This window comes from Mycobacterium triplex, from assembly GCF_000689255.1.
Classification (GTDB): Bacteria; Actinomycetota; Actinomycetes; order Mycobacteriales; family Mycobacteriaceae; genus Mycobacterium; species Mycobacterium triplex.
The window spans coordinates 4,282,791-4,304,012 of record NZ_HG964446.1 but is presented as its reverse complement, the minus strand read 5'-3'; the positions used below and the strand labels follow the sequence as shown (position 1 = coordinate 4,304,012).

At 69.0% G+C, this 21,222-nt stretch carries 10 protein-coding genes; 7 read left to right on the top strand and 3 right to left on the bottom strand.

Features of this window, described 5'->3' with window-relative positions; all coding sequences use genetic code 11:
• Nucleotides 1–216 precede the first annotated feature (216 nt).
• Entirely contained in the window at nucleotides 217–11,196 is a 10,980-nt protein-coding gene (locus BN973_RS19910; RefSeq protein WP_036470357.1) for a type I polyketide synthase, read from the top strand.
• A gap of 73 nt (nucleotides 11,197–11,269) precedes the next feature.
• On the opposite strand, the gene BN973_RS19905 is transcribed toward BN973_RS19910, so the two are convergent.
• Both BN973_RS19905 and BN973_RS19900 read right to left on the bottom strand, forming a co-directional pair.
• Nucleotides 11,270–12,376 (bottom strand): acyl-CoA dehydrogenase family protein, encoded by a 1,107-nt coding sequence (locus tag BN973_RS19905; RefSeq protein ID WP_036470355.1) that lies wholly within the window; start codon nucleotides 12,374–12,376, stop codon nucleotides 11,270–11,272.
• Between the two features lie 7 nt (nucleotides 12,377–12,383).
• Entirely contained in the window at nucleotides 12,384–13,544 is a 1,161-nt protein-coding gene (locus BN973_RS19900; RefSeq protein WP_036470353.1) for an acyl-CoA dehydrogenase family protein, read from the bottom strand.
• A 190-nt stretch (nucleotides 13,545–13,734) separates the two neighbouring features.
• Between BN973_RS19900 and BN973_RS19895 the strand changes: the two genes are divergently transcribed.
• Genes BN973_RS19895 through holA form a run of 3 tightly spaced genes read left to right on the top strand, consistent with a single transcriptional unit; the run spans nucleotide 13,735 to nucleotide 17,148 of the window.
• Complete coding sequence (locus tag BN973_RS19895) at nucleotides 13,735–14,565, top strand: ComEA family DNA-binding protein (protein WP_036472759.1); 831 nt, start codon at nucleotides 13,735–13,737, stop codon at nucleotides 14,563–14,565.
• A gap of 46 nt (nucleotides 14,566–14,611) precedes the next feature.
• The gene (locus BN973_RS19890; protein ID WP_051641621.1) at nucleotides 14,612–16,174 is read left to right on the top strand and encodes a ComEC/Rec2 family competence protein; all 1,563 of its coding nucleotides are present in this window, start codon (nucleotides 14,612–14,614) and stop codon (nucleotides 16,172–16,174) included.
• Nucleotides 16,175–16,188: 14 nt separating this feature from the next.
• The gene (gene holA / locus BN973_RS19885) at nucleotides 16,189–17,148 is read left to right on the top strand and encodes a DNA polymerase III subunit delta (RefSeq protein WP_139830248.1); all 960 of its coding nucleotides are present in this window, start codon (nucleotides 16,189–16,191) and stop codon (nucleotides 17,146–17,148) included.
• 8 nt (nucleotides 17,149–17,156) lie between these two features.
• On the opposite strand, the gene rpsT is transcribed toward holA, so the two are convergent.
• A complete protein-coding gene (gene rpsT, locus BN973_RS19880; RefSeq protein WP_025736070.1) occupies nucleotides 17,157–17,417 on the bottom strand; it encodes a 30S ribosomal protein S20 in 261 nt (86 codons plus the stop codon).
• Nucleotides 17,418–17,564: 147 nt separating this feature from the next.
• On the opposite strand from rpsT, the gene BN973_RS19875 reads away from it, so the two are divergent.
• Genes BN973_RS19875 through BN973_RS19865 form a run of 3 tightly spaced genes read left to right on the top strand, consistent with a single transcriptional unit; the run spans nucleotide 17,565 to nucleotide 21,126 of the window.
• Nucleotides 17,565–19,310: a circularly permuted type 2 ATP-grasp protein gene (locus tag BN973_RS19875; protein ID WP_036470348.1), complete on the top strand. Its 1,746-nt coding sequence runs from the start codon at nucleotides 17,565–17,567 to the stop codon at nucleotides 19,308–19,310.
• Nucleotides 19,310–20,287: an alpha-E domain-containing protein gene (locus BN973_RS19870; protein ID WP_036470346.1), complete on the top strand. Its 978-nt coding sequence runs from the start codon at nucleotides 19,310–19,312 to the stop codon at nucleotides 20,285–20,287. Before BN973_RS19875 ends, BN973_RS19870 begins: the two co-directional genes overlap by 1 nt.
• The gene (locus BN973_RS19865) at nucleotides 20,287–21,126 is read left to right on the top strand and encodes a transglutaminase family protein (RefSeq protein ID WP_036470343.1); all 840 of its coding nucleotides are present in this window, start codon (nucleotides 20,287–20,289) and stop codon (nucleotides 21,124–21,126) included. Before BN973_RS19870 ends, BN973_RS19865 begins: the two co-directional genes overlap by 1 nt.
• Nucleotides 21,127–21,222 lie beyond the last annotated feature (96 nt).

Sequence of the window (21,222 nt, the reverse complement as noted above, 5' to 3'; positions counted from 1 at the left end):
GGGCCACGGCCTACACTCACTCAGGGATCCGACGGGCCGTTGCGACGATCGAACGGCGGGGCAAGAAGCGCAGAGCGGCAGCCGCACTGGCTTTCGTCGCGCGACGCGGGCGCTGCAATGGGGGCAGTGCTGGCTTTCGGAAGGCTGCTTGAAAAAGCGCGACCGGGCCACCCGCGGAGCGGATCTTGACTGGCCAAGGGCAGGGAGGGCAACCGCATGGCTTCCGTTGAAGATCAGGACGAGCCGGCATCGGCTTTTGCGATCGTTGGCTACGCCGCGCGTTTTCCGGGTGCTGCTGACGCGAATGAGTTCTGGGATGTCTTGCGGCAGGGCCGGGATGCGATATCCGAGGTGCCGCGGGACCGCTGGGATGTCGACGAATTCTTCGACCCGGAGCCCGGTGCACCCGGCAAGGTCGTCACCCGTCGGGCGGGGTTCGTCGATGACGTGACGGGCTTCGACGCGCCGTTTTTCGGGATGTCGACGCGCGAGGTCAGGTTGATGGACCCGCAGCACCGGCTCCTGCTCGAGACGGCATGGCGTGCGGTGGAGCATTCGGGCATTGCGCCAACATCGCTGGCCAACAGCAACACTGGCGTCTTCGTCGGGTTGGCGACCCACGATTACCTGGGCATGGCGTCCGATGAGCTGACTTATCCCGAGATCGAGGCCTACATGGCCATCGGGACATCGAACGCCGCGGCGGCGGGTCGGATCAGCTATCGGCTGGGGCTGCAGGGTCCCGCGGTCGCCGTCGACACGGCATGCAGCTCGTCGCTGGTCGCGATCCATCAGGCGTGCCAGGCGCTGCGCTTGAGAGAATGCGACCTGGCGCTGGCCGGAGGCGCGAACGTGCTGCTCACGCCGGCGACCATGATCACGTTCTCCAGCGCGCACATGCTCGCGCCGGACGGCCGGTGCAAGACGTTCGATGCGGCCGCCGACGGCTATGTGCGTGGCGAGGGATGCGGCGTCATCGTGATCAAGCGCCTCGACGACGCGATGCGCGACGGTGACCGGATTCGGGCGGTGATCCGCGGCAGTGCGATCAACCAGGACGGCGCATCAGGCGGGTTGACGGTCCCGAACGGCGTTGCCCAGCAACGGGTCATCGCCGAGGCGCTCAAGCGCGCGGGCCTACAACCGCGCGACGTCGGTTACCTGGAAGCACACGGCACCGGGACATCGCTGGGCGACCCGATCGAGGCGCAGGCCGCGGGTGAGGTGCTCGGCGCCGGACGCGAGCCCGGCGAGCCGCTGCTGATGGGCTCGGTGAAGACCAACATCGGGCACCTGGAGGCCGCCGCGGGTATCGCGGGTGTGATCAAGGTCATCCTCTCGCTCGAGAACGAGTTGCTGCCGCGGCACCTGCACTTTGAGAAACCGTCGCCGCACATTCCCTGGGACCGGCTCGCGGTGCGGGTGGTCAAGGAGGCCACCGCCTGGGAACGCGACGGCCGCCCGCGCATCGCGGGAATCAGCTCGTTCGGGTTCGCCGGGACGAACGCTCACGTCATTCTCTCCGAACCACCCGAGCGGGCGGCACGGGATCTCGCGGCACCGGTTCCGGTCGAGCAGCCCGGTGACCGGCGGTTCAGCATTCTTCCCGTCTCCGCGCGGACGCCGGCCGCGTTGGCGCGCCTCGCCGACGAATACCGCAGCTGGTTGAGCGCGCACCCCGAGGCCACGCTGGCGGACGTGTGCTTCACCGCCGGGACGGGGCGAGCGCATTTGGAGCACCGCGCCGCGTTGGTGGTCAATACGCGAGAGTCCGCGATGGAGCTACTCGGCGCACTCGCGGACGACCGCCCGGCACCGGGCTTGTTCCGCGGGGAATCCCACGACACACCGAAGACGGCGTGGCTGTTCACCGGTCAAGGCAGCCAATACCCCGGGATGGCCCGGGAGTTGTTCGACACCGAGCCGGTGTTCGCCGAGACGCTGAATCGTTGCGCCGCCGCGGTCGCCGACGTTCTCGAAAAGCCGCTGCTGGATGTGGTTTTCGACGTGGACGGGCCGGACAGCGAAGCGACGCTGCGGCAGACCTCCTACGCGCAGCCCGCCCTGTTCGCGCTGGAGATGGGCCTGGCCCGGCTTTGGCAGTCGTGGGGCTTCGAGCCGGACGTCGTGCTGGGCCACAGCGTCGGCCAGTACGCGGCCGCCTGCGTCGCGGGCGTGGTCAGCCTCGAGGACGGCGCACTGCTGATGGCCGAGCGCGGTCGCCTCTTCGGCGGCTTGCCCGCGGGTGGCCGGATGGTCGCGGTGCACACCGCCGCGGAGCGTGTCGAGAACCTGACCAATGAATTCCCGAGCCTGTCGGTGGCCGCCTACAACGGCGCGAACACCGTATTGTCCGGACCCGCAGCCGATCTGGAGCGGGCGGTGGCACCGCTGGTCGCCGATGGTGTGCGGTGTGACTGGCTGGACACCAGCCACGCGTTCCACTCGGCGCTGCTGGACCCGATTCTGGACGAATTCGAAGCCTTTGCCGACCGGTTCAAGTTCGGTGCACCACAACGGATTCTGATCGACAACCGCACCGGTGCCGCGCTCGGCCGCAGCGTGCGGCTCGACGGTGCCTATTGGCGCCGTCACGCGCGCCAACCGGTGCAATTCGCCAAGAGTGCGCACACCCTTGCCGAGCTCAATTGCAAGGTGTTGCTCGAGATCGGGCCGCGACCGGTGCTCACCGCCGCGGCCCTGGGCGCATGGCCGGACCCGGCCACCGCGCCGCGGGCGATCGCGTCGCTGCGCCGAAACACCGCCGACCACCGGCAGATCACCGAAGCCGTCGCCGAGGCGTATGTCTTGGGCCAGCTGCCCGCATTCACTACCTTCCGCCGGGCGCACGCGCGCAAACTCGACCTGCCCACCTATCCGTTCGAGCACCGCCAGTACTGGTTCCGCGACGATCGGGACCGCGCTGACCAACAACAGCAGCTCGGCCGCCCACGCACCGAAGCTGTCCGCCTTCTCGAGGACGGCCGCATCGAGGAACTCGCAGCCCTGCTCGACGGTGGCAGCGGCGATCAGCAGACCCTGAGCGTGCTGACCAAGCTTGCGGCACACCACAACCAAGAACGCACCACCCGATCGATCGCGGACGATTGCTACGAGATCCGTTGGGAGAAAGCCCCCACCACTGCGAAAGTCGGTGGGGAAGCCAGTTGGCTTGTCATCGGCGAGGATTCGCCGGTGGTCCAGCCGTTGACCGAGGCACTCGCCGCGACTGGACAGCCTTATCGGCTCTTGGGGTTGCCGGCGTCCGACGCCGACGAGGAGCAGCTCGCAGAAGCGTTGCGCGCCGCCGCGGTACAGGATTCGACGCTGCGTATCGTGCACGTCGCGGCGGTGGACGCCGAGCGCACGCCGTCGATGCAGTCATTGTTGCGGATGCAACATCGAATCCTGGACGGTACACGGCGGCTGTTCCGCGCCGCCGTCGCCGCCGACCTGCGCGCCCCGATCTGGCTGGTAACTCGTGGCGCACAGCGAGTCACCGACACGGACACCGTGGCGCCGGACCAGAGCTGCCTGTGGGGATTTGGACGCGCCGCGTCGCTGGAGCATCCGCGGCTGTGGGGCGGGCTGGCCGATCTGGCGGAGGGCACCGCCGACGAGTGGGCTCGCTTCGTCGACCGGATCTCGGCGTCGCACGACTCGGCCCCGCGCGAAGACCAGGTGGCGCTGCGCGATCAATCCGTCTACGTGCCCCGATTGGTGCGACGGTCGGGGCGGCCGAGCGTGACACCGTTGCAACTGCGCACCGACGCAACGTATCTGGTGACCGGCGGGCTGGGGTCGGTCGGCCTGGAGATCGCCGGGTACCTGGCCGCCCACGGCGCCGGGAATCTGGTGCTGACCAGCCGCCGTGCGCCGAGCGAAGCCGTGCAACAGCGCGTCGACGCACTGGCCGCCCAACATGGCTGTGATGTCCGGGTTTTCGCGGCCGACGTCGCGGACGCGCACGACGTCGCCCGGCTGCTGGCTCGGGTGCGGGCCGAACTGCCGCCGTTGGCCGGGATCGTGCACGCTGCCGGCGAGATCGGCACCACCGCGCTCGGCAACCTGGATCAAGCCGAAGTGGACCGCGTGTTCGCCGGGAAGGTGTGGGGTGCCTGGCATCTGAGCGAAGCCGCGGCGGACCTGCAGCTGGATTTTTTCCTGAGCACCTCCTCGATCGCCTCGGTCTGGGGCGGGTACGGCCAGACCGCCTACGGCGCGGCCAACGCGTTCCTGGACGGGCTGTCCTGGCGCCTGCGCGAGCGCGGCGTCTGCGGGGCCAGCGTGAACTTCGGTCCCTGGGCGGCGGGAATGGCCGACGCGGAGTCCCGCGCGAAATTGGATCAGCGCGGGATCCGGACGTTGTCGCCCGCCGATGCGCTGGCGGGACTGGCCGACGTCGCGGCGTCGTCGTCGGCGCACGGTGTGGTGGCTCGGGTCGACTGGGCCCGCTTCCTGCCGCTCTACCAGCAGGCCGGCCGCCGGGCCTTCCTGACGGAATTGGCGCACGAGGTGCCCGATGCGGTGCCGCCCGTGACGCCGTCGGGCAAGACCCAGCTCGTCGAGCGACTCACCAACGCCCCACTGCAGCAACGCAAGAAGCTGTTGACCGACTACCTGCGTGACGCGGTGGCAGAGGTGACGCGAGTCGATGTCGCGGAGATCCGCGAGGATGCCGGGTTCTTCGACCTCGGCATGGACTCGCTGATGGCCGTGGAGATGCGGCGCCGCATCGAGCACGGCGTGGGCAAGGAGATACCCGTCACCATGGTGATGGATCACCCCCGGCTATCCGACGTGGCCGACTACCTACTCGGCGAGGTGCTCGAGCTCAGCGAGCAGACAGCAGTGCCGCAGCCGGCGGCGGTGACGACCCGGACCGACGAACCGATCGCGGTCGTCGCGGTGTCGTGCCGTTTCCCCGGTGCACCCGACCCGGAAGCCTTCTGGGAGTTGCTGTCTGGCGGTGTCGACGCCATCCGCGAAGTCCCGGAGGAGCGCTTCGACATCGACGAGTTCTACGACCCGGATCCGGAGACGCCGGGCAAGACCTACACGCGCTTCGGCGGATTCCTGGACGACATCGACGGATTCGATCCGGAATTCTTCGGTATCTCCCCGCGCGAGGCGGTTTGGATCGAACCGCAGCAGCGGCTGATGCTCGAAACCGTTTGGGAGGGCTTGGAAAGGGCGGGGTACGCCCCGGCCGCCCTGCGCGGCAGCCGGACCGGCATCTTCGCCGGGGTGGCCGCCAACGAGTACGCGCACCTGCTGTCCGCGGAGCCGATCGACAAGATCGAGCCGTACTTCATCACCGGCAACGCGCTCAACGCCATTTCGGGCCGGGTCGCCTTCGCGCTCGGATTCGAAGGACCGGCTGTCGCGGTCGACACCGCATGCAGTTCGGCCCTGGTGGCCGTGCATCAGGCCTGCCAGGCATTGCACTCCGGTGACTGCGACCTCGCGTTGGCCGGTGGCGTGAACGTCCTGCTGAGTCCGGTGACGGTCATCGCGGCGTCGCGCGCCCGGATGCTTTCCCCGGTCGGCCGGTGCAAGACCTTCGACGCCTCTGCCGACGGCTACGTGCGCAGTGAAGGCTGCGGAATCCTGGTGCTCAAGCGGCTCGGCGACGCGGAGCGCGACGGCGATCGGGTCCTTGCCGTCATTCCGGGCAGCTCGGTCAACCAGGATGGTGCCTCCAGTGGCTTGACCGTCCCCAATGGTGGTGCCCAGCAACGGCTTATCGGGGCGGCGCTGGCCCGCGCCGGCTTGGCAGGCTCCGACGTCGACTACCTGGAGGCGCACGGTACCGGTACCCCGCTCGGTGATCCGATCGAGGTGCAGGCGGCCGCCGCCGCCTACGGCGGTGCGCGTGACCCGAACCGGCCGCTGCTGATGGGATCGGTGAAGACCAATATCGGGCATACCGAGTCGGCCTCGGGCGCGGCGGGTCTGATCAAGGTCGTGTTGTCTCTGCAACACGAATTACTGCCGCAGAGCCTGCATTTCGACACGCCGTCGCCGCACATCCCATGGGACTCGCTGCCGGTGCGGGTAGTGGGCGAGTCGACCCCGTGGCAGACCAACGGCCGGCCGCGGCGCGCCGGCGTGAGTTCGTTCGGATTCACCGGCACGAACGCGCACGTGCTGATCGAGGAGGCGCCTGCCCGAGCGGGTTCGCCCACGCAAGATTCGTCGGACTCGCCAGACGGCGGCGAGGTCAATGTGCTGGCGCTGTCCGCCCGGTCACCGGAAGCGCTGGTGGCGTTGGCGCAACGCTACGAGACCTGGCTGAGCGCCCATCCGGATGTCGACCTCGCCGACGTCTGCCTGACCGCCGGCACGGGTCGGTCGCACTTCGAGCATCGCGCCGCGCTGGTGGTGGATTCGATCGAGGGCGCCCGCCAGGGCCTGGCCGAGCTGGCCCAGAACCGGCTGCGGCCCGGTGTCGTTCGTGGTGAGCACACGCACCACCCGACGACGGCATGGTTGTTCACCGGCCAGGGCAGCCAGTATCCCGGGATGGCGCGTGAATTGTTCGACACCGAACCGGTTTTCGCCGAAACCGTGACACGGTGTGCGGACACGGTCGAGGGCATGCTGCCGCGTCCGTTGCTGGAGGTGCTGTTCGCTACCGATCGCCAAGCCGGGGAAGCGCTGCGGCACACCGGGTTTGCCCAGCCCGCGCTGTTCGCCGTCGAGATGGGGCTGGCCCGGCTGTGGCAGTCGTGGGGCATCGAACCCGACGTGGTGCTGGGACATAGCGTCGGCCAGTACGCGGCGGCATGTGTGGCCGGAGTTTTCAGCGTCGAGGACGGCGCACGGCTGATGGCCGAGCGCGGCCGGATGTTCGGCAGTCTGCCCGAAGGCGGGCGAATGCTGGCGGTGTTCACCGACGCCAAGCACGTCGAGCAGGTCGCCGGTGAATTCCCGCGGGTGTCGGTCGGCGCCTACAACGGACCCAACACCGTCCTCTCGGGGCCGGGCGAGGACCTCGAACGGATCGTCGCCACACTCAGCGACGAGGGCATCCGCTGCACCTGGCTGGAAACCAGCCACGCCTTCCACTCCGAGCTACTGGACCCCGTTCTCGACGAATTCGAGTCGTACGCAGCGCAACTGGAGTTCGCTGCCCCGACGCTGCCGCTGGTCTGCAATCGCACCGGTGCCGTGCTCACCGCCCGGACCCCGCTCGACGCGCAATACTGGCGGCGGCACTCCCGCCAGCCGGTGCAGTTCGCCGAAAGTGTGCGCACCGTGGCCGCGCTCGGCTGCTCGGTGGTCATGGAGATCGGACCGCAACCGGTGTTGACCGCGGCCGCGGTGCAGGTCTGGCCGGAGCACCTGGCCGCGCCCCGCGCGATCGTCTCGCTGCGCAAGGGCGTCGGCGACCGGCGCCAGATCGCCGACGCGCTGGCCGCGGCCTACGTCAGCGGGCATCGCCCCGACTTCGCTGCCCTGCATCGTCAGGCCCGTCGACGACTCGAGTTGCCCACCTATCCGTTCCAGCGCCGCCGCTTTTGGCCCAAGACGTCCGGGATCGCCGGCTCCGGTTTTCACGGGCCCGCGGTGTCCGGAATCCTGGGTAGCGCAAAAGAACTCGCTTCGGGTGACTCCGTCTACACCAGCAGGCTGTCGGTCAAATCCCAGCCGTGGCTTTCCGACCACGTCATCTACGGCACCGTCGTCGTCCCGGGGGCGACGTATGCGGCGATGGCCTTGGCCGCGGTCGGAACTCCGGCGCGGGCCAAGGATGTCTTTTTCTACGAGCCGATCATCCTGCCCGAGAAGAGCTCTCGTGAGGTGCAGCTGACGTTGCACCCGCTGGAGGGCGGCGCCGGGTGGAAATTCCAGGTGCACAGCCGGCCGTACGGTGAGCGCGTCGCGGAATGGTCGCTGAACGCCGAAGGCACCGTGGTCGCCGGCGCGGACGACATCAGCGACGAGCCGGTGTCCGAGACCGATCCGGTCGACGAGGCGATCGAGCGGCTGAGCCGGATGCGGCCGCAGGAGTTGTTCGAGACGTTCTCCGACTTGGAGCTGGCCTGGGGGCCGACCTGGTCTGGCTCGCTGAAGTCGCTGTGGCTCGGCGAGGGTGAGGCGATCGGCGACATCGTCGTCGGCGAAGAACTCGCCGAACAACTCGGCAGCGAGCCGATGCACCCGGTGCTGATGGACCTGTGCACCGGCGTCGCATTTCCCGCGTTCCCGGCGGTTCTGGCGGCCGAACAGGGCGTCAACGATCTGTACCTGCCGCTGCGGTACGGGCAGGTGGCGCTGCGGGAGAAGATGCCGCGGCGGTTCTACTGCCGCGCGAAGTGGCACACCAGCGCCCTGGACAGCGAAACCCAGGTCTTCGACCTCGAGTACATCGACCGAGATGGCCGCCACCTGGGCGGGATTCGTGAGTTCACGGTCAAACGCGCACCCCGCGAGGCCCTGCTGCGCGGTCTGGGCGGCGACGCGACCCGGCTGCTCTACACCCTCGGCTGGCACGAGGTGCCGCCGGCGCCGAGCGACGACGCCGCGGGCGCGCGCGGCACCTGGCTGATCGCCGGGTTCGACGAACTGGCCGCCGCGGTGCCGGGATGCATCGCGTTCGACCGGACCGATCCCGAGCCGTTGGGGCAGCTGTTGGCACAGGCTCACGAGCGTGGGCTGCCGTTCTCGGGCGTGGTCTGGCGCAGCGCCGCGCCGAACGGGGCGGAGTCGGGCGCCGACATCGCCGCGCGGGTCGAGACCGAAATCGCCAACCTGCTCAGCGCCGTGCACACGGTGCAACGCGGCCCACAAAACGGCGGGGTGAAACTGCCTGGCGGACTGTGGATCGTCACCGAGCGGGCCGTGGCCACCGAGTCCGGTGAGCCGGTCGATCCGGTGCAGGCGGCGCTGTGGGGATTCGGGCGCACCACGATCAACGAGGAACCAGCGCTGCGCTGCAAGCTGGTCGACTGCGACGGATCCGACGAGGCCGTGCAGGCGCTGGCCGACCTGCTGGCCACACCGGTCGACGAACCCGAACTTGCGCTGCGGCAAGGGAAGCTGCTGGCCTCCCGGCTGTTGCCATGGGCGCGCAGCGGTCACCTGACGGTGCCCCGCTCGTCCGACTACGTGCTGGCGCCCACCGAACGCGGTGCGATCGACAACCTGCGGCTGACGGAGGCGGAGGTGCCGGCGCCGGACGAGGGCTATGTCCAGGTCCGGGTGGAGGCCGCCGGCCTCAACTTCCGGGATGTGCTCAATGTCCTCGGCCTCTACCCCGGCGACCCGGGCCCGATCGGCGGCGACTTCGCCGGAACCGTCACCCAATTGGGCGCTGGCGTCACCGGACTCGAGGTGGGCCAGCGCGTCTACGGCTTTATGCAGGGCGCGTTCGCCAGCCGGTTCAATGTCCCGGCCCAGTTGCTGGCAAAGATTCCCGACGGTGTGAGCGCGGTCGAAGCGGCGACGATTCCCGCTGCGGCACTGACGGTCCGCCTCGCGTTCGACTGGGCGCAGCTGCAGCCCGGTGATCGTGTGCTCATCCACGCCGCCAGCGGCGGGGTCGGCTTGGCCGCCGTCCAGATGGCCCAGCAGCAGGGCGCCGTCGTCTTCGCCACCGCGAGCACCTACAAACGCGCGACGCTGCGCAAGCTGGGCGTGAAATACGTGTATGACTCGCGCACAACGGATTTCGCCGACCAGATCCTTGCCGACACGGATGGTGCCGGCGTCGACGTGGTGCTCAACAGCCTGACGAACGAGGGCTTTCTCGAGGCAACCGTGCGGGCCACCGCCCGGAATGGCCGGTTCGCCGAGATCGCCAAACGCGATATCTGGACACCCGAGCAGATGGCCGAGGTCCGCCCCGACATCGCCTACGAGATCGTGGCGCTGGACACGGTGACCTTCCAGGAGCCCGAGCGTATTCGCGGCTTGTTGACCGAGGTGTCGGAGGGGCTGGGCAAGGGCGAGTGGGCGCCACTGCCCGCCGAGATCTACCCGCTCACCGAGGCCAGAGCCGCGTTCCGCCGCATGCAGCAAGCGCGGCACATCGGCAAGATCGTGGTGCAGATCCCGAATCCGTTGCAGCCGAAGGCCGATCGGAGCTATCTGATCACCGGCGGACTCGGCGCGATCGGCCTGCACACCGCGTCGTATCTCGCTCAGCTCGGTGCCGGTGACATCGTATTGACCAGCCGGCGTGCGCCCGAGGCGGACGCGCTGCGGTTGATCGGGGAGATCACCGAGCGCTACAAGTGCCGCATCCACGTTTTCGCGGCCGACGTCAGCGACGAGTCCGAGGTCGAGCAGCTGCTGGAGCGGATCCGCGCCGAACTGCCGCCACTGGCGGGTGTGGCTCATCTGGCCGGTGTGCTCGACGATGCGCTGCTGTCCCAGCAGAGCCTGGACCGTTTCCGAACAACGATGGCGCCCAAGGCGTTCGGTGCCTGCCACTTGGACAGGCTGACCAAGGACGACGAGCTGGACTTCTTCATCGTTTCCTCCTCGGTGTCCAGCCTGTTCGGTTCGCCGGGGCAGTCCAACTACGCGACCGCCAACGCGTTGCTGGACGGCCTGGTCGCGCACCGCAGGGCGCAGGGCCTGCCGGCCACCGGGGTCAACTTCGGCCCCTGGGCCCAAGGCGGCATGGCCTCGTCGGAGGCCGCGATCGCCAATATCAGTGCGCAGGGCCTGATTCCGCTGGAGCCGTCGGCCGCGCTGAGCGCGATGGGCGAGGTAGTCGCGAACGGAACGGGCCAGGCCACCGTCCTCAAGGCGAACTGGCAGCGCGCCGCGAAGGTGCTGGGCAGTTCGCGTCCGCCGATCCTCGACCTCGTGTTGCCCAGTGCCGCCGGGGAAGTGACCGGTGACAGCGAGTTGCTCAAGCAGCTGATGGAGATCCCGGTGCCGCAGCGAGCCGGCTTCGTCACCGAGTTCCTGCAACGCGAGGTGCAGAACTTCCTGCGTCTTGCCCAGCCGCCGGCAGCGACCAGCCGGTTCCTGGACCTGGGCACCGATTCGCTGATGGCAATCGAACTGCGCAACCGGTTGCACAGTCAGTTCGGTGGCAAGTTCACGATCAACGCCACCGCGGTATTCGACTATCCGACCATCGGGGGACTGGCCGAGTATCTGGTGGCTCAGCTGCCCGACGCGGAATCGCCGTCGGAGTCTGGGTCGGAGTCGCCGTCGGCGGGGGAATCGAGCTGACGCGCGAACGTCGAGTTGTCGGGCGAAAAGCTCGCGTTCCGGCCCGACAACTCGACGTTCGGACCGTAACGGACTAGAGCCGGGCCAAGTCGTAGTCGCCGAGGTGATCGATCAGGTTGTGCACGTGATCGCCCGAGGTGCCCAGCGTGTGCTCGATCGCGGTGAGCCGGGCCGCGTAGTGGCTCACCGGATATTCGGCGGTCACCCCGATTCCGCCGTGCATCTGGATCGACTCCTGCGCAATGTGGCGGCCCGACCGGCCGATCTGCACCTTGGCCCGCGACGCGATCAGCGGGTCGAGGTTTCCGTCCGCGATCGACATCGCGGCGTACAGGCTCATGCTGCGCGCCATTTCCAGCGACACATACATGTCGGCGGCCCGCTGGGTCAGCGCCTGGAACTTGTTGAGCGTGACCCCGAACTGCTTGCGGGTCTTGAGGTAATCGGTGGTCAGCCGCAGCGCTTCCTCCATCGCCCCGACCGCTTCGGCGCACAGCCCCGACTGGATGCGAACGATGGCACCGCCGATGGCATCCGACACGTCGACCGCTTCGCCCAACGGTTCGGCGGCCGCCCCGTCCAAGTCGATCTGCGCGCCGCGTTGACCGTCGAAGGTCCGGAACGGATGACGGGTGACCACGTTCGGGTCGACCAAAAACAGCCCGGTGCCGCCGTCCGGCAGCGCGGCGCTGACCACCAACGCGTCGGCGCAGTCGCCGGCCAGCACCGGGTTCTTGCGGCCGGTCAACGTCCACGAATCACCTTGCCGCGCAGCCTGAGTCGTGACCGTCGCGGTCGGCTTGCGCTGACCCGGCTCCAGGTGGGCGAACGCCAGCAGCCGTTGCCCCGCCGCGACGTCGTCGAGTTGTCCTTTCTGGGCGTCGGTGCCGAGCTCGGCGATCAGCGCACCGGGCGCCAACGCGGCGTGCAGGATCGGCTCGGGGGCCAACCGGCGCCCGGCCTCGGTGAGCACGACCATGATCTCGATCTGGCCCGCCTCGTCGGGGTCGAAGCCCAGGCCGAGGATCCCGGTATCGGCAAGCTGACTCCAGACCTCCCGGCTCCAGCCGAGATCGGAGCCGATGACCTTGATGCGGCTCTCCGGGTCGTAGCTGCGGGACAGCAGATCGCGGGTCGTATCGCGCAGCAGGCCCTGCTCGTCGGTCAACTGAAAGTCCATGGCTGCCTCACAATCCCAGAATGGTGGACGCGATGATGTTGCGCTGCACCTCGCTGCTGCCGCCGTAGATCGACGTCTTGCGGTAGTTGAGGTAGCGCGGCGCACTGTGTCGCGCCCAGTCCGGCGACGCGACGCCGTCCCCGTCGGCGGCCAGCGCGTCCGCGCCGGCGACCTCGACAAGAAGCTCGGTGGCGATCTGCTGCAACTGGCTGCCGCGCAGCTTGAGCACCGACGACGCCGGGTTGGGCTGCCCGTCCGCGGAATCCGTCACCACCCGCGACTGCGTGAGTTCCAGTGCCAGCAACTCGTTTTCGGCTTCGGCCAACCGGGCCGCGAACAACGGGTCGTCGAGCACGCCGGCTTGCGCCGCGAATTTCTTCACCTCGGCCAGACGCACCTTGGTGCGACCCACGCCGGCGATGCCGGTGCGCTCGTTGCCCAGCAGGAACTTCGCGTAGGTCCAGCCCTTGTTCTCTTCTCCGACAAGCTGATTGGCGGGAACCCGGACGTCTTCGAAGAACAACTCGTTGACCTCGTGGCCGCCGTCGATCGTCTTGATGGGCCGCACGGTGATACCCGGCGTCTTCATGTCGAACAGCAGAAACGAGATGCCCGCCTGGCGCTTGGGCGCCTGCGGGTCGGTGCGGACCAGGCAGAAGATCCAGTCGGCGTACTGGCCCAACGTGGTCCAGGTCTTCTGGCCGTTGACGACGTAGCTGTCGCCGTCGCGGACCGCGGTGGTGCGCAGCGACGCCAGGTCGGAGCCGGCCTCGGGCTCGGAAAAGCCCTGGCACCACCAGATGTCGAGGCTGGCCGTCGGCGGCAGGAAGCGCTCCTTGATCTCCTGAGAACCGAATTCGGCGATCACCGGGCCCACCATCTTGGTGTTGAAGTTCAGCGGCTCCGGGACACATGCCAGTTGCATTTCGTCGGCCCAGATCTGGTGCTGGGTGGGCGTCCAGTCCTTGCCGCCCCACTCGACCGGCCAGCTCGGGACGGCCAGGCCGTGCTCGTGCAGGATCTTGTGGCTGGTGACGACGTCGTCGTGCACCACTTCCGCCGAGCCCTGGCGTACCCGGTCGCGCGCGTCTTGCGGGATCTTGGTCGTGAAGATGTTGCGAAGTTCGTCGCGGAACGCGGCTTCCTCCGGCGTCAGCGCCAGTTGCATGCGGACTCCTTTGCCTGGGGTTGAGCGTGTCGACCGCGATTTCCGACGGATGCCCGGCCGTGCGCTCCGAGTTCCATCTTGACCCATCCCGCGCTGTGCTTGTGCACAGCCTCCGGTTAATCCACAGCGAGCGGTTCGGACGCCCCCGGTCGGGGCCGCCGTGGTGGTCGGCGCACCTACCGTCGGCCGCATGCGCACAGAACTTCCCGCCGAGCGGCTGCACCGGCGCCTCGGCGCCGACCCGGATGTCGATTCGCCCGCCGAGGAGCCGGAGCCCGACGAGGATCAAAACTCGCTGCTGCCGCGCTGGCTGCCCGACGCACCGGAGGGCGGGTGGCCGGCCCGGCTGCGCGCCGACCCGGGCCGGACCGGCGCGATCGCGTTGGCCGTGGTGGCCGCGCTGGCCGTGCTGATCACGATTTTCACGCTGATCCGCGACCACCCCGCACCGGTGATGTCGGCGAAACTGCCGCCGGTCGAGAAGGCGTCCACGGCAAGCCCGAGATCCTCGGCGAGTCCCGGCCCGGACCGGCCGGTGGTGGTCAGCGTGGTGGGTCTGGTGCACAAGCCGGGCCTGGTCACGTTGACCCCCGGCGCCCGGATCGCCGACGCGGTACAGGCCGCCGGGGGTGCGATGGACGGCGCCGACACCATCGGGCTCAACATGGCTCGCCCGCTCGGCGACGGCGAGCAGATCGTGGTCGGGCTGGCGCCGGTGTCGGGGCAGCCCAGCGCGCTGGGCAGCTCCGTGACGTCCGCCGCGCCGCCGGCGGCCAAGACGCCGGCACCCACGGGGTCGGTGAAGGGGTCGACCCGGCCGAAGACCGGCGAGGCGCTCGACCTCAACACCGCGACCGCCGAGCAGCTGGACGACCTGCCCGGGGTCGGGCCGGTCACCGCCGCCGCGATCGTCAGCTGGCGGCAGGCCAACGGCAAGTTCACCAGCGTCGACCAGCTCGCCGACGTCGACGGCATCGGGCCGTCGCGGCTGGACAAGCTGCGGGCCCTGGTCCGTGTCTGACCTCGCGGCGCCACCGCGAGGCCTGACGGAACTCGCCCGCCTCGATGTGCGGCTGGTACCCGCCGCGCTCACCGGCTGGCTCGTCACCGCCTGCGGCATCGTGTGGCCGGTCGGGCGGGTGTTGGCATCCTGTTGCCTGGCGTTGGTCGCCGCGGCCGGCCCATTGGCGTGGTGCACGGCGCGCCGGGCCGGACGACACCCGCGGCGGCGGGCCGTCGCTGCCGGGCTGGTGGCGATCGGGGTGGTCGGCGCGGGTTTCGGATTCGCGATCGCGCTGCGCGCCGACGCGGTGGCTCGCCATCCGATCACCGCGGCATTCGGGACGATCGCCCCGGTGACGGTGACGCCCAGCGAGAGCGCGCTCTCGCTGGGCTCGGGCCGGCTGATGTTTCGCGCCACCCTGCAACGGCTGCGCGATGACGAGATATCCGGCCGGGTAACCGTTTTCGCGCGGGCATCGGACTTCGACGTGAGAGTGGGCCAGCCGCTACGGTTCTCCGCGCGGATCAACCGCCCCGGTCGCCACGACCTGACCGTCGCGATGCTCAACGCGGCGGGCCGGCCCGTCCCGGGCCGGGCGGGGGCGGTGCAGCGGGCCGCGCACGTGGTGCGCGGCCGCTTCGCCGCCACCGCGCACGAAGTGCTGCCCGCCGCGCAGGCGGCGCTGTTGACGGCCCTGGTCCTCGGCGATACCTCGGCGCTCACCGCCGAGACCGTCGGCGAATTCCGTGCGGCCGGCCTGACGCATCTGACGGCCGTATCGGGGGCCAACGTCACGATCGTGTGCGCGGCGGTGCTGTTCTCCGGCCGACTGATCGGCCCGCGGGCGGCCGTGCTGCTGGCCGGGGTGGCCCTGCTGGCGTTCGTGATCGTCGTCCAGCCGACCGCGAGCGTGCTGCGGGCCGCCGTGATGGGCGCCATCGCGCTGGCGGGGATGCTGACCGCACGCCGGCGGCAGGCGATTCCCGCGCTGTCGGCCACGGTGCTGCTGCTGCTTGCGGTCACTCCCCAGCTGGCCGTCGATGCCGGCTTCGCGCTGTCAGTGCTGGCGACCGGCGCGCTGATCGTCGTCGCGCCGGGCTGGTCGCGGCGGCTGGCCGCCAAAGGCTGCCCCAAGCCGCTGGCGGATGGCCTCGCGGTTGCCCTGGCCGCGCAGGTGGTGACCGCGCCACTGGTTGCCGGCATCTCGGGCCGGTTCAGCCTGGTGGCCGTGGCCGCCAATCTGGCCGCGGCGCCCGTCGTCGCCCCCGTCACGGTGCTGGGCAGCGCCGCGGCCGTGCTGTGCGTGCTGTGGCCGCCGGGCGCACAGCTGCTGATGCGTTTCACCGGTCCGGAAGTGTGGTGGGTGGCCAAGGTGGCGCACGTCGCGGCTCATGCGCCCGCGGCGACCGTACCGGTACCCGACGGCCCGGCCGGCGTGCTGCTGGTCGGCTGTTCGACCGCGCTGCTGCTGGCGCTGGCGGCCGTGCTGTGGCGGCGGCCCTGGTTTCGCGCCTCGACCCGGGCGGCGGGGCTGGTCGCGGTGGTGTGCGCGCTGGCCTGGTCGGCGTCGGAGCTGCTGGATCCCCGAGCGGATTGGTCGGGGATCCGTGACACCATCGTGGGGTGAGCGAGGCGTCACCGTTGCACTTGGTCCTGGGGGACGAGGATCTGCTGGTCGAACGGGCCGTGGCCGACGTGCTGCGGGCGGCGCGCGACCGCGCCGGCACCTCTGAGAACCCCGACATCCCGGTCAACCGGATGCGGGCCGGCGACGTCAGTGCGTTCGAGCTCGCCGAGCTGCTGAGCCCGTCGTTGTTCGCCGACGAACGCATCGTCGTGCTGGAGGCCGCGGCCGAAGCGGGCAAGGACGCGGTCGCGATGATCGCCACGGCCGCCGCCGACCTGCCGCCGGCCACCACGCTGGTGGTGGTGCACTCCGGCGGCGGGCGGGCCAAGGCGCTGGCCGACCAGTTGAAGTCGCTGGGCGCCGAGGTCCATCCCTGCGCCCGGATCACCAAGGTGAGCGAACGCGTCGACTTCATCCGCAGAGAGTTTCGCGCGCTGCGGGTCAAGGTCGACGAGGACACGGTGACCGCCCTGCTGGACGCCGTCGGCTCCGATGTGCGCGAGCTGGCCTCGGCCTGCTCACAGCTGGTCGCCGACACCGGCGGCGAGGTCGACGAGGCCGCGGTGCGCCGCTATCACAGCGGCAAGGCGGAGGTGAAGGGCTTCGATATCGCGGACAAGGCCGTCGCCGGCGATGTCGCGGGCGCGGCCGAGGCGCTGCGGTGGGCGATGATGCGCGGCGAGCCGTTGGTGGTGCTGGCCGACGCGCTGGCCGAGGCCATCCACACCATCGGCCGGGTGGGGCCGCTCTCCGGTGACCCGTACCGACTGGCCGGGCAGCTGGGAATGCCGCCCTGGCGGGTGCAGAAAGCTCAGAAACAGGCCCGGCGCTGGTCGCGCGACAGCGTGGCGGCCGCGATGAAAGTGGTGGCCGAACTCAACGCCGACGTCAAGGGAGCCGCCGCGGACGCCGACTACGCGCTGGAATCAGCGGTCAGGAAAGTGGCCGAATTGGTGGCCGACCGGGGCCGATAGCCCAGGGGTCAGATCTTGTTGAGGGACCGCGCCAGCGCCGACTTCTTGTTCGCGGCCTGGTTCTTGTGGATGACGCCCTTGGTGGCCGCCTTGTCCAGCTTGCGGTTGGTCGACACCAGCAACTCCGCGGCCTTGTCCTTGTCGCCGGCCTCGGCGGCCTCGCGGAACGCGCGCACGGCGGTGCGCAGCGAGGACTTCACCGACTTGTTGCGCAGTCGGGCGCGCTCGTTGGTCTTGATGCGCTTCTGCTGCGACTTGATGTTGGCCACGCGGAACTGTCCTTCGTCGATGTGGTGTTGCGGTGTTCGTTTCGGGGGGCGCCCCACACCCGATTGCGACTGCTCAGGTTAGCAGTCGGTTACGTTTTCTCCCAAAACGGGAACTCGTGGCCTGCCATAACGTCGATTTGAGGCAGCATCCTAAAAGTGAGTCTTCCGAATCAGGTTGAGAAAGCCAGTCGGGGGTCGCGGGGTGCGGCACGGGCGTTGGCGCGCTCCGAGCGCATCTTCCGCGGATACAACTCGTCGGACGCCTACGAGATGGCCTTCGACGAGATGTTCGACGCGCAGGGCAACGTCCGGGGCCCGTACAAGGGCATCTACGCCGAGCTGGCGCCGTCGGACGCCTCGGACCTGCGAGCTCGTGCCGACGCGCTGGCCCGGGCGTTCATCGACCAGGGGATCACGTTCTCGCTATCGGGTCAGGAGCGGCCGTTTCCGCTGGACCTGGTGCCGCGGGTCATCTCGGCGGCCGAATGGAACCGGCTCGAGCGCGGCATCGTCCAACGGGTCAAAGCCCTCGAGATGTATCTCGACGACATCTACGGCGATCAGGAGATCCTGAACGACGGCGTGATCCCGCGCCGCCTGGTCACCTCCTGCGAGCACTTTCACCGCCAGGCCTTCGGCATCGTCCCGCCCAACGGCGTGCGCATCCACGTCGCCGGCATCGACCTGATCCGCGACGAGAAAGGCACCTGGCGGGTCCTCGAAGACAACCTGCGCTCGCCCTCGGGCGTGTCGTACGTGATGGAGAACCGGCGCACCATGGCGCGGGTCTTCCCGAACCTGTTCGCCATCCACCGGGTGCGGGCCGTCGACGACTACGCCTCGCACTTGCTGCGGGCGCTGCGCAAGTCCGCGGCCACCAACGAGGCCGACCCGACGGTGGTGGTGCTGACCCCCGGTGTCTACAACTCGGCGTACTTCGAGCACTCGCTGCTCGCGCGACAGATGGGCGTCGAGCTGGTCGAGGGCCGTGACCTGTTCTGCCGGGACAACCAGGTGTACATGCGCACCACCGAGGGGGAGCGCCAGGTCGACGTCATCTATCGGCGCATCGACGACATCTTCCTCGACCCGCTGCAGTTCCGCGCCGACTCGGTGCTGGGGGTGGCCGGGTTGGTCAACGCCGCCCGCGCCGGCAATGTCGTGATCTCCAGCGCGATCGGCAACGGCGTCGGCGACGACAAGCTCGTCTACACCTACGTGCCGACGATGATCGAGTACTACCTCGGCGAGAAGCCGCTGCTGGCCAACGTGGACACCTTCCGGTGCTGGCTGGATGGCGAGCGCGAGGAGGTGCTCGACCGGGTCGACGAACTCGTCATCAAACCGGTCGAGGGGTCCGGCGGGTACGGCATCGTGTTCGGTCCGGAGGCTTCCGAGAAAGAACTGGCGGCCGTCAGCAAGAAGATCCGCGAGGATCCCCGCAGCTGGATTGCGCAGCCGATGATGGAGCTCTCGACCGTGCCGACGCGGATCGACAACGCGCTGGCACCGCGCTACGTCGACCTGCGGCCGTTCGCGGTCAACGACGGCGACGAGGTGTGGGTGTTGCCGGGCGGGCTGAGCCGGGTGGCCCTGGTCGAGGGTTCGCGGGTGGTCAACTCGAGTCAGGGCGGCGGCTCCAAGGACACCTGGGTGCTGGCGCCGCGGGCGTCGGCCGCCGATCGCGAGCTGGGCGCCGCCGAGGTGGTGCGTTCGTTGCCGAAGTCCATGACGGACCCCGAGCCCGACGACCCGGCGGAGCTGCACCAGCAGCCGCTGCAGGCCGAGCAGCCTCCGGAAGGCAAGCCCCGGAAAAAGCAGAAGCAAAAACAGCAACAGCAGCAGCAACAACAACAGCAGCAGCAACAACAACAGCAGAGGACGGTTCGCTGATGTTGGCTCGAAATGCCGAGGCGCTCTACTGGATTGGCCGCTACGTGGAGCGGGCCGATGACACGGCGCGCATTCTGGATGTCGCGTTGCACCAGTTGCTGGAGGATTCCAGCGTCGACCCCGACCAGGCGTCCCGGCTGCTGCTGCGGGTGCTCGGCATCGAGGCGCCGGACCACAACCTGGATGTCTGGTCGTTGACCGACATGGTGGCCTACAGCACCGAAAACAACGGCGGCAGCTCGATTGTCGACGCGATCACGGCGGCACGCGAAAACGCGAAGTCGGCGCGAGAAGTGACGTCCATCGAGATCTGGGAATGCCTCAACACCACCTACCATGCCCTGCCCGAACGCGAACGTGCCGCCAAACGCCTTGGGCCACATGAGTTTCTGTCCTTCATCGAGGGCAGGGCCGCGATGTTCGCCGGCCTGGCCGACTCGACGCTCTCGCGTGACGACGGATACCGGTTCATGTTGTTGGGCCGCGCGATCGAGCGCGTCGATATGACGGTGCGGCTCTTGCTGTCTCGGGTGGGGGACAGCGCGTCCTCCCCGGCGTGGGTGACGCTGCTGCGCTCGGCGGGCGCCCACGACACCTATCTGCGCACCTATCGCGGCGTGCTGGACGCCGGCCGGGTGGTCGAGTTCATGATGCTGGACCGGTTGTTCCCGCGGTCGGTGTTCTACTCGCTGAAGCTCGCCGAAGAGAGCATCGAAGAATTGGTGCGCAACCCGACGAGCCGGGTGGGGGCCACCGCCGAAGCGCAGCGGCTGCTCGGGCAGGCCCGCAGCGAACTGGAATTCCTACCGCCGGGGGTGTTACTCGACACCCTCGAGACTCGCCTGGCCGGCCTGCAGACGACCTGCCGCGATGTCGGAGATGCGTTGTCGCTGCAGTACTTCCATGTCACGCCATGGGTGGCATGGTCGGATGCGGGCCATAGCGCGGCCATGGTCGCCCGGAACGGGGACACCTGATGTGGCGGCTGCGGGTGGTGCACACGACCGGGTTCGCCTACCAATCGGCGGTGACCGCGTCCTATAACGAGGCCCGGTTGACGCCGAGTTCGGACACCCGCCAAAACGTGATCCTCAACCGGGTGGAGACCATTCCGGCCACCCGGTCCTACCGGTACATCGACTATTGGGGCACCGCCGTCACGGCGTTCGACTTGCATGCGCCGCACACCGATCTGACGGTGACGTCGTCGTCGGTCGTCGAGACCGAACAGCCGGAGCCCGCCGCGAAGGACGTCAGCTGGAAGGACCTGCAGTCCGCCGCCGTGATCGACCGATTCGACGAATTGCTGCAGCCCACCGAGTACACGCCGACCAGCAAGCGGCTCGGTTCCGTCGGCAAGAAGATCGTCAACAGCTATGAGCCGCAGGAAGCGGTGATCGCCGCGGCCGACTGGGTCAACGGCGAGCTGGAGTACCTTCCGGGCACCACCGGGGTGCACTCGCCCGGCATCGACGCCCTCAAGGCGGGCCGGGGTGTCTGCCAGGACTTCGTCCACCTGTCGCTAATGCTGTTGCGCGAGATGGGAATTCCGGCTCGGTACGTGTCGGGCTATCTGCATCCCAAACGAAACGCCGTCGTCGGGGAAACCGTGGACGGCCGAAGCCACGCCTGGGTTCAGGCCTGGACCGGCGGGTGGTGGAACTACGACCCCACCAACAACACCGAGATCACCGAGCAGTACGTCGGTGTGGGCGTCGGCCGTGACTACACCGATGTCGCCCCGCTCAAGGGCATCTTCTCCGGGCAGGGCGCAACCGATCTCGACGTGGTCGTCGAGGTCACTCGACTGGCCTAGTCGCCCCGGCCGCGGCCGCACGATCGCGCTGCGACCAGCGTCTTGGTGGTTTACGATGAGCCTCGCTCGCGCGGGCGAGCGCTCGTTTGACCGTGG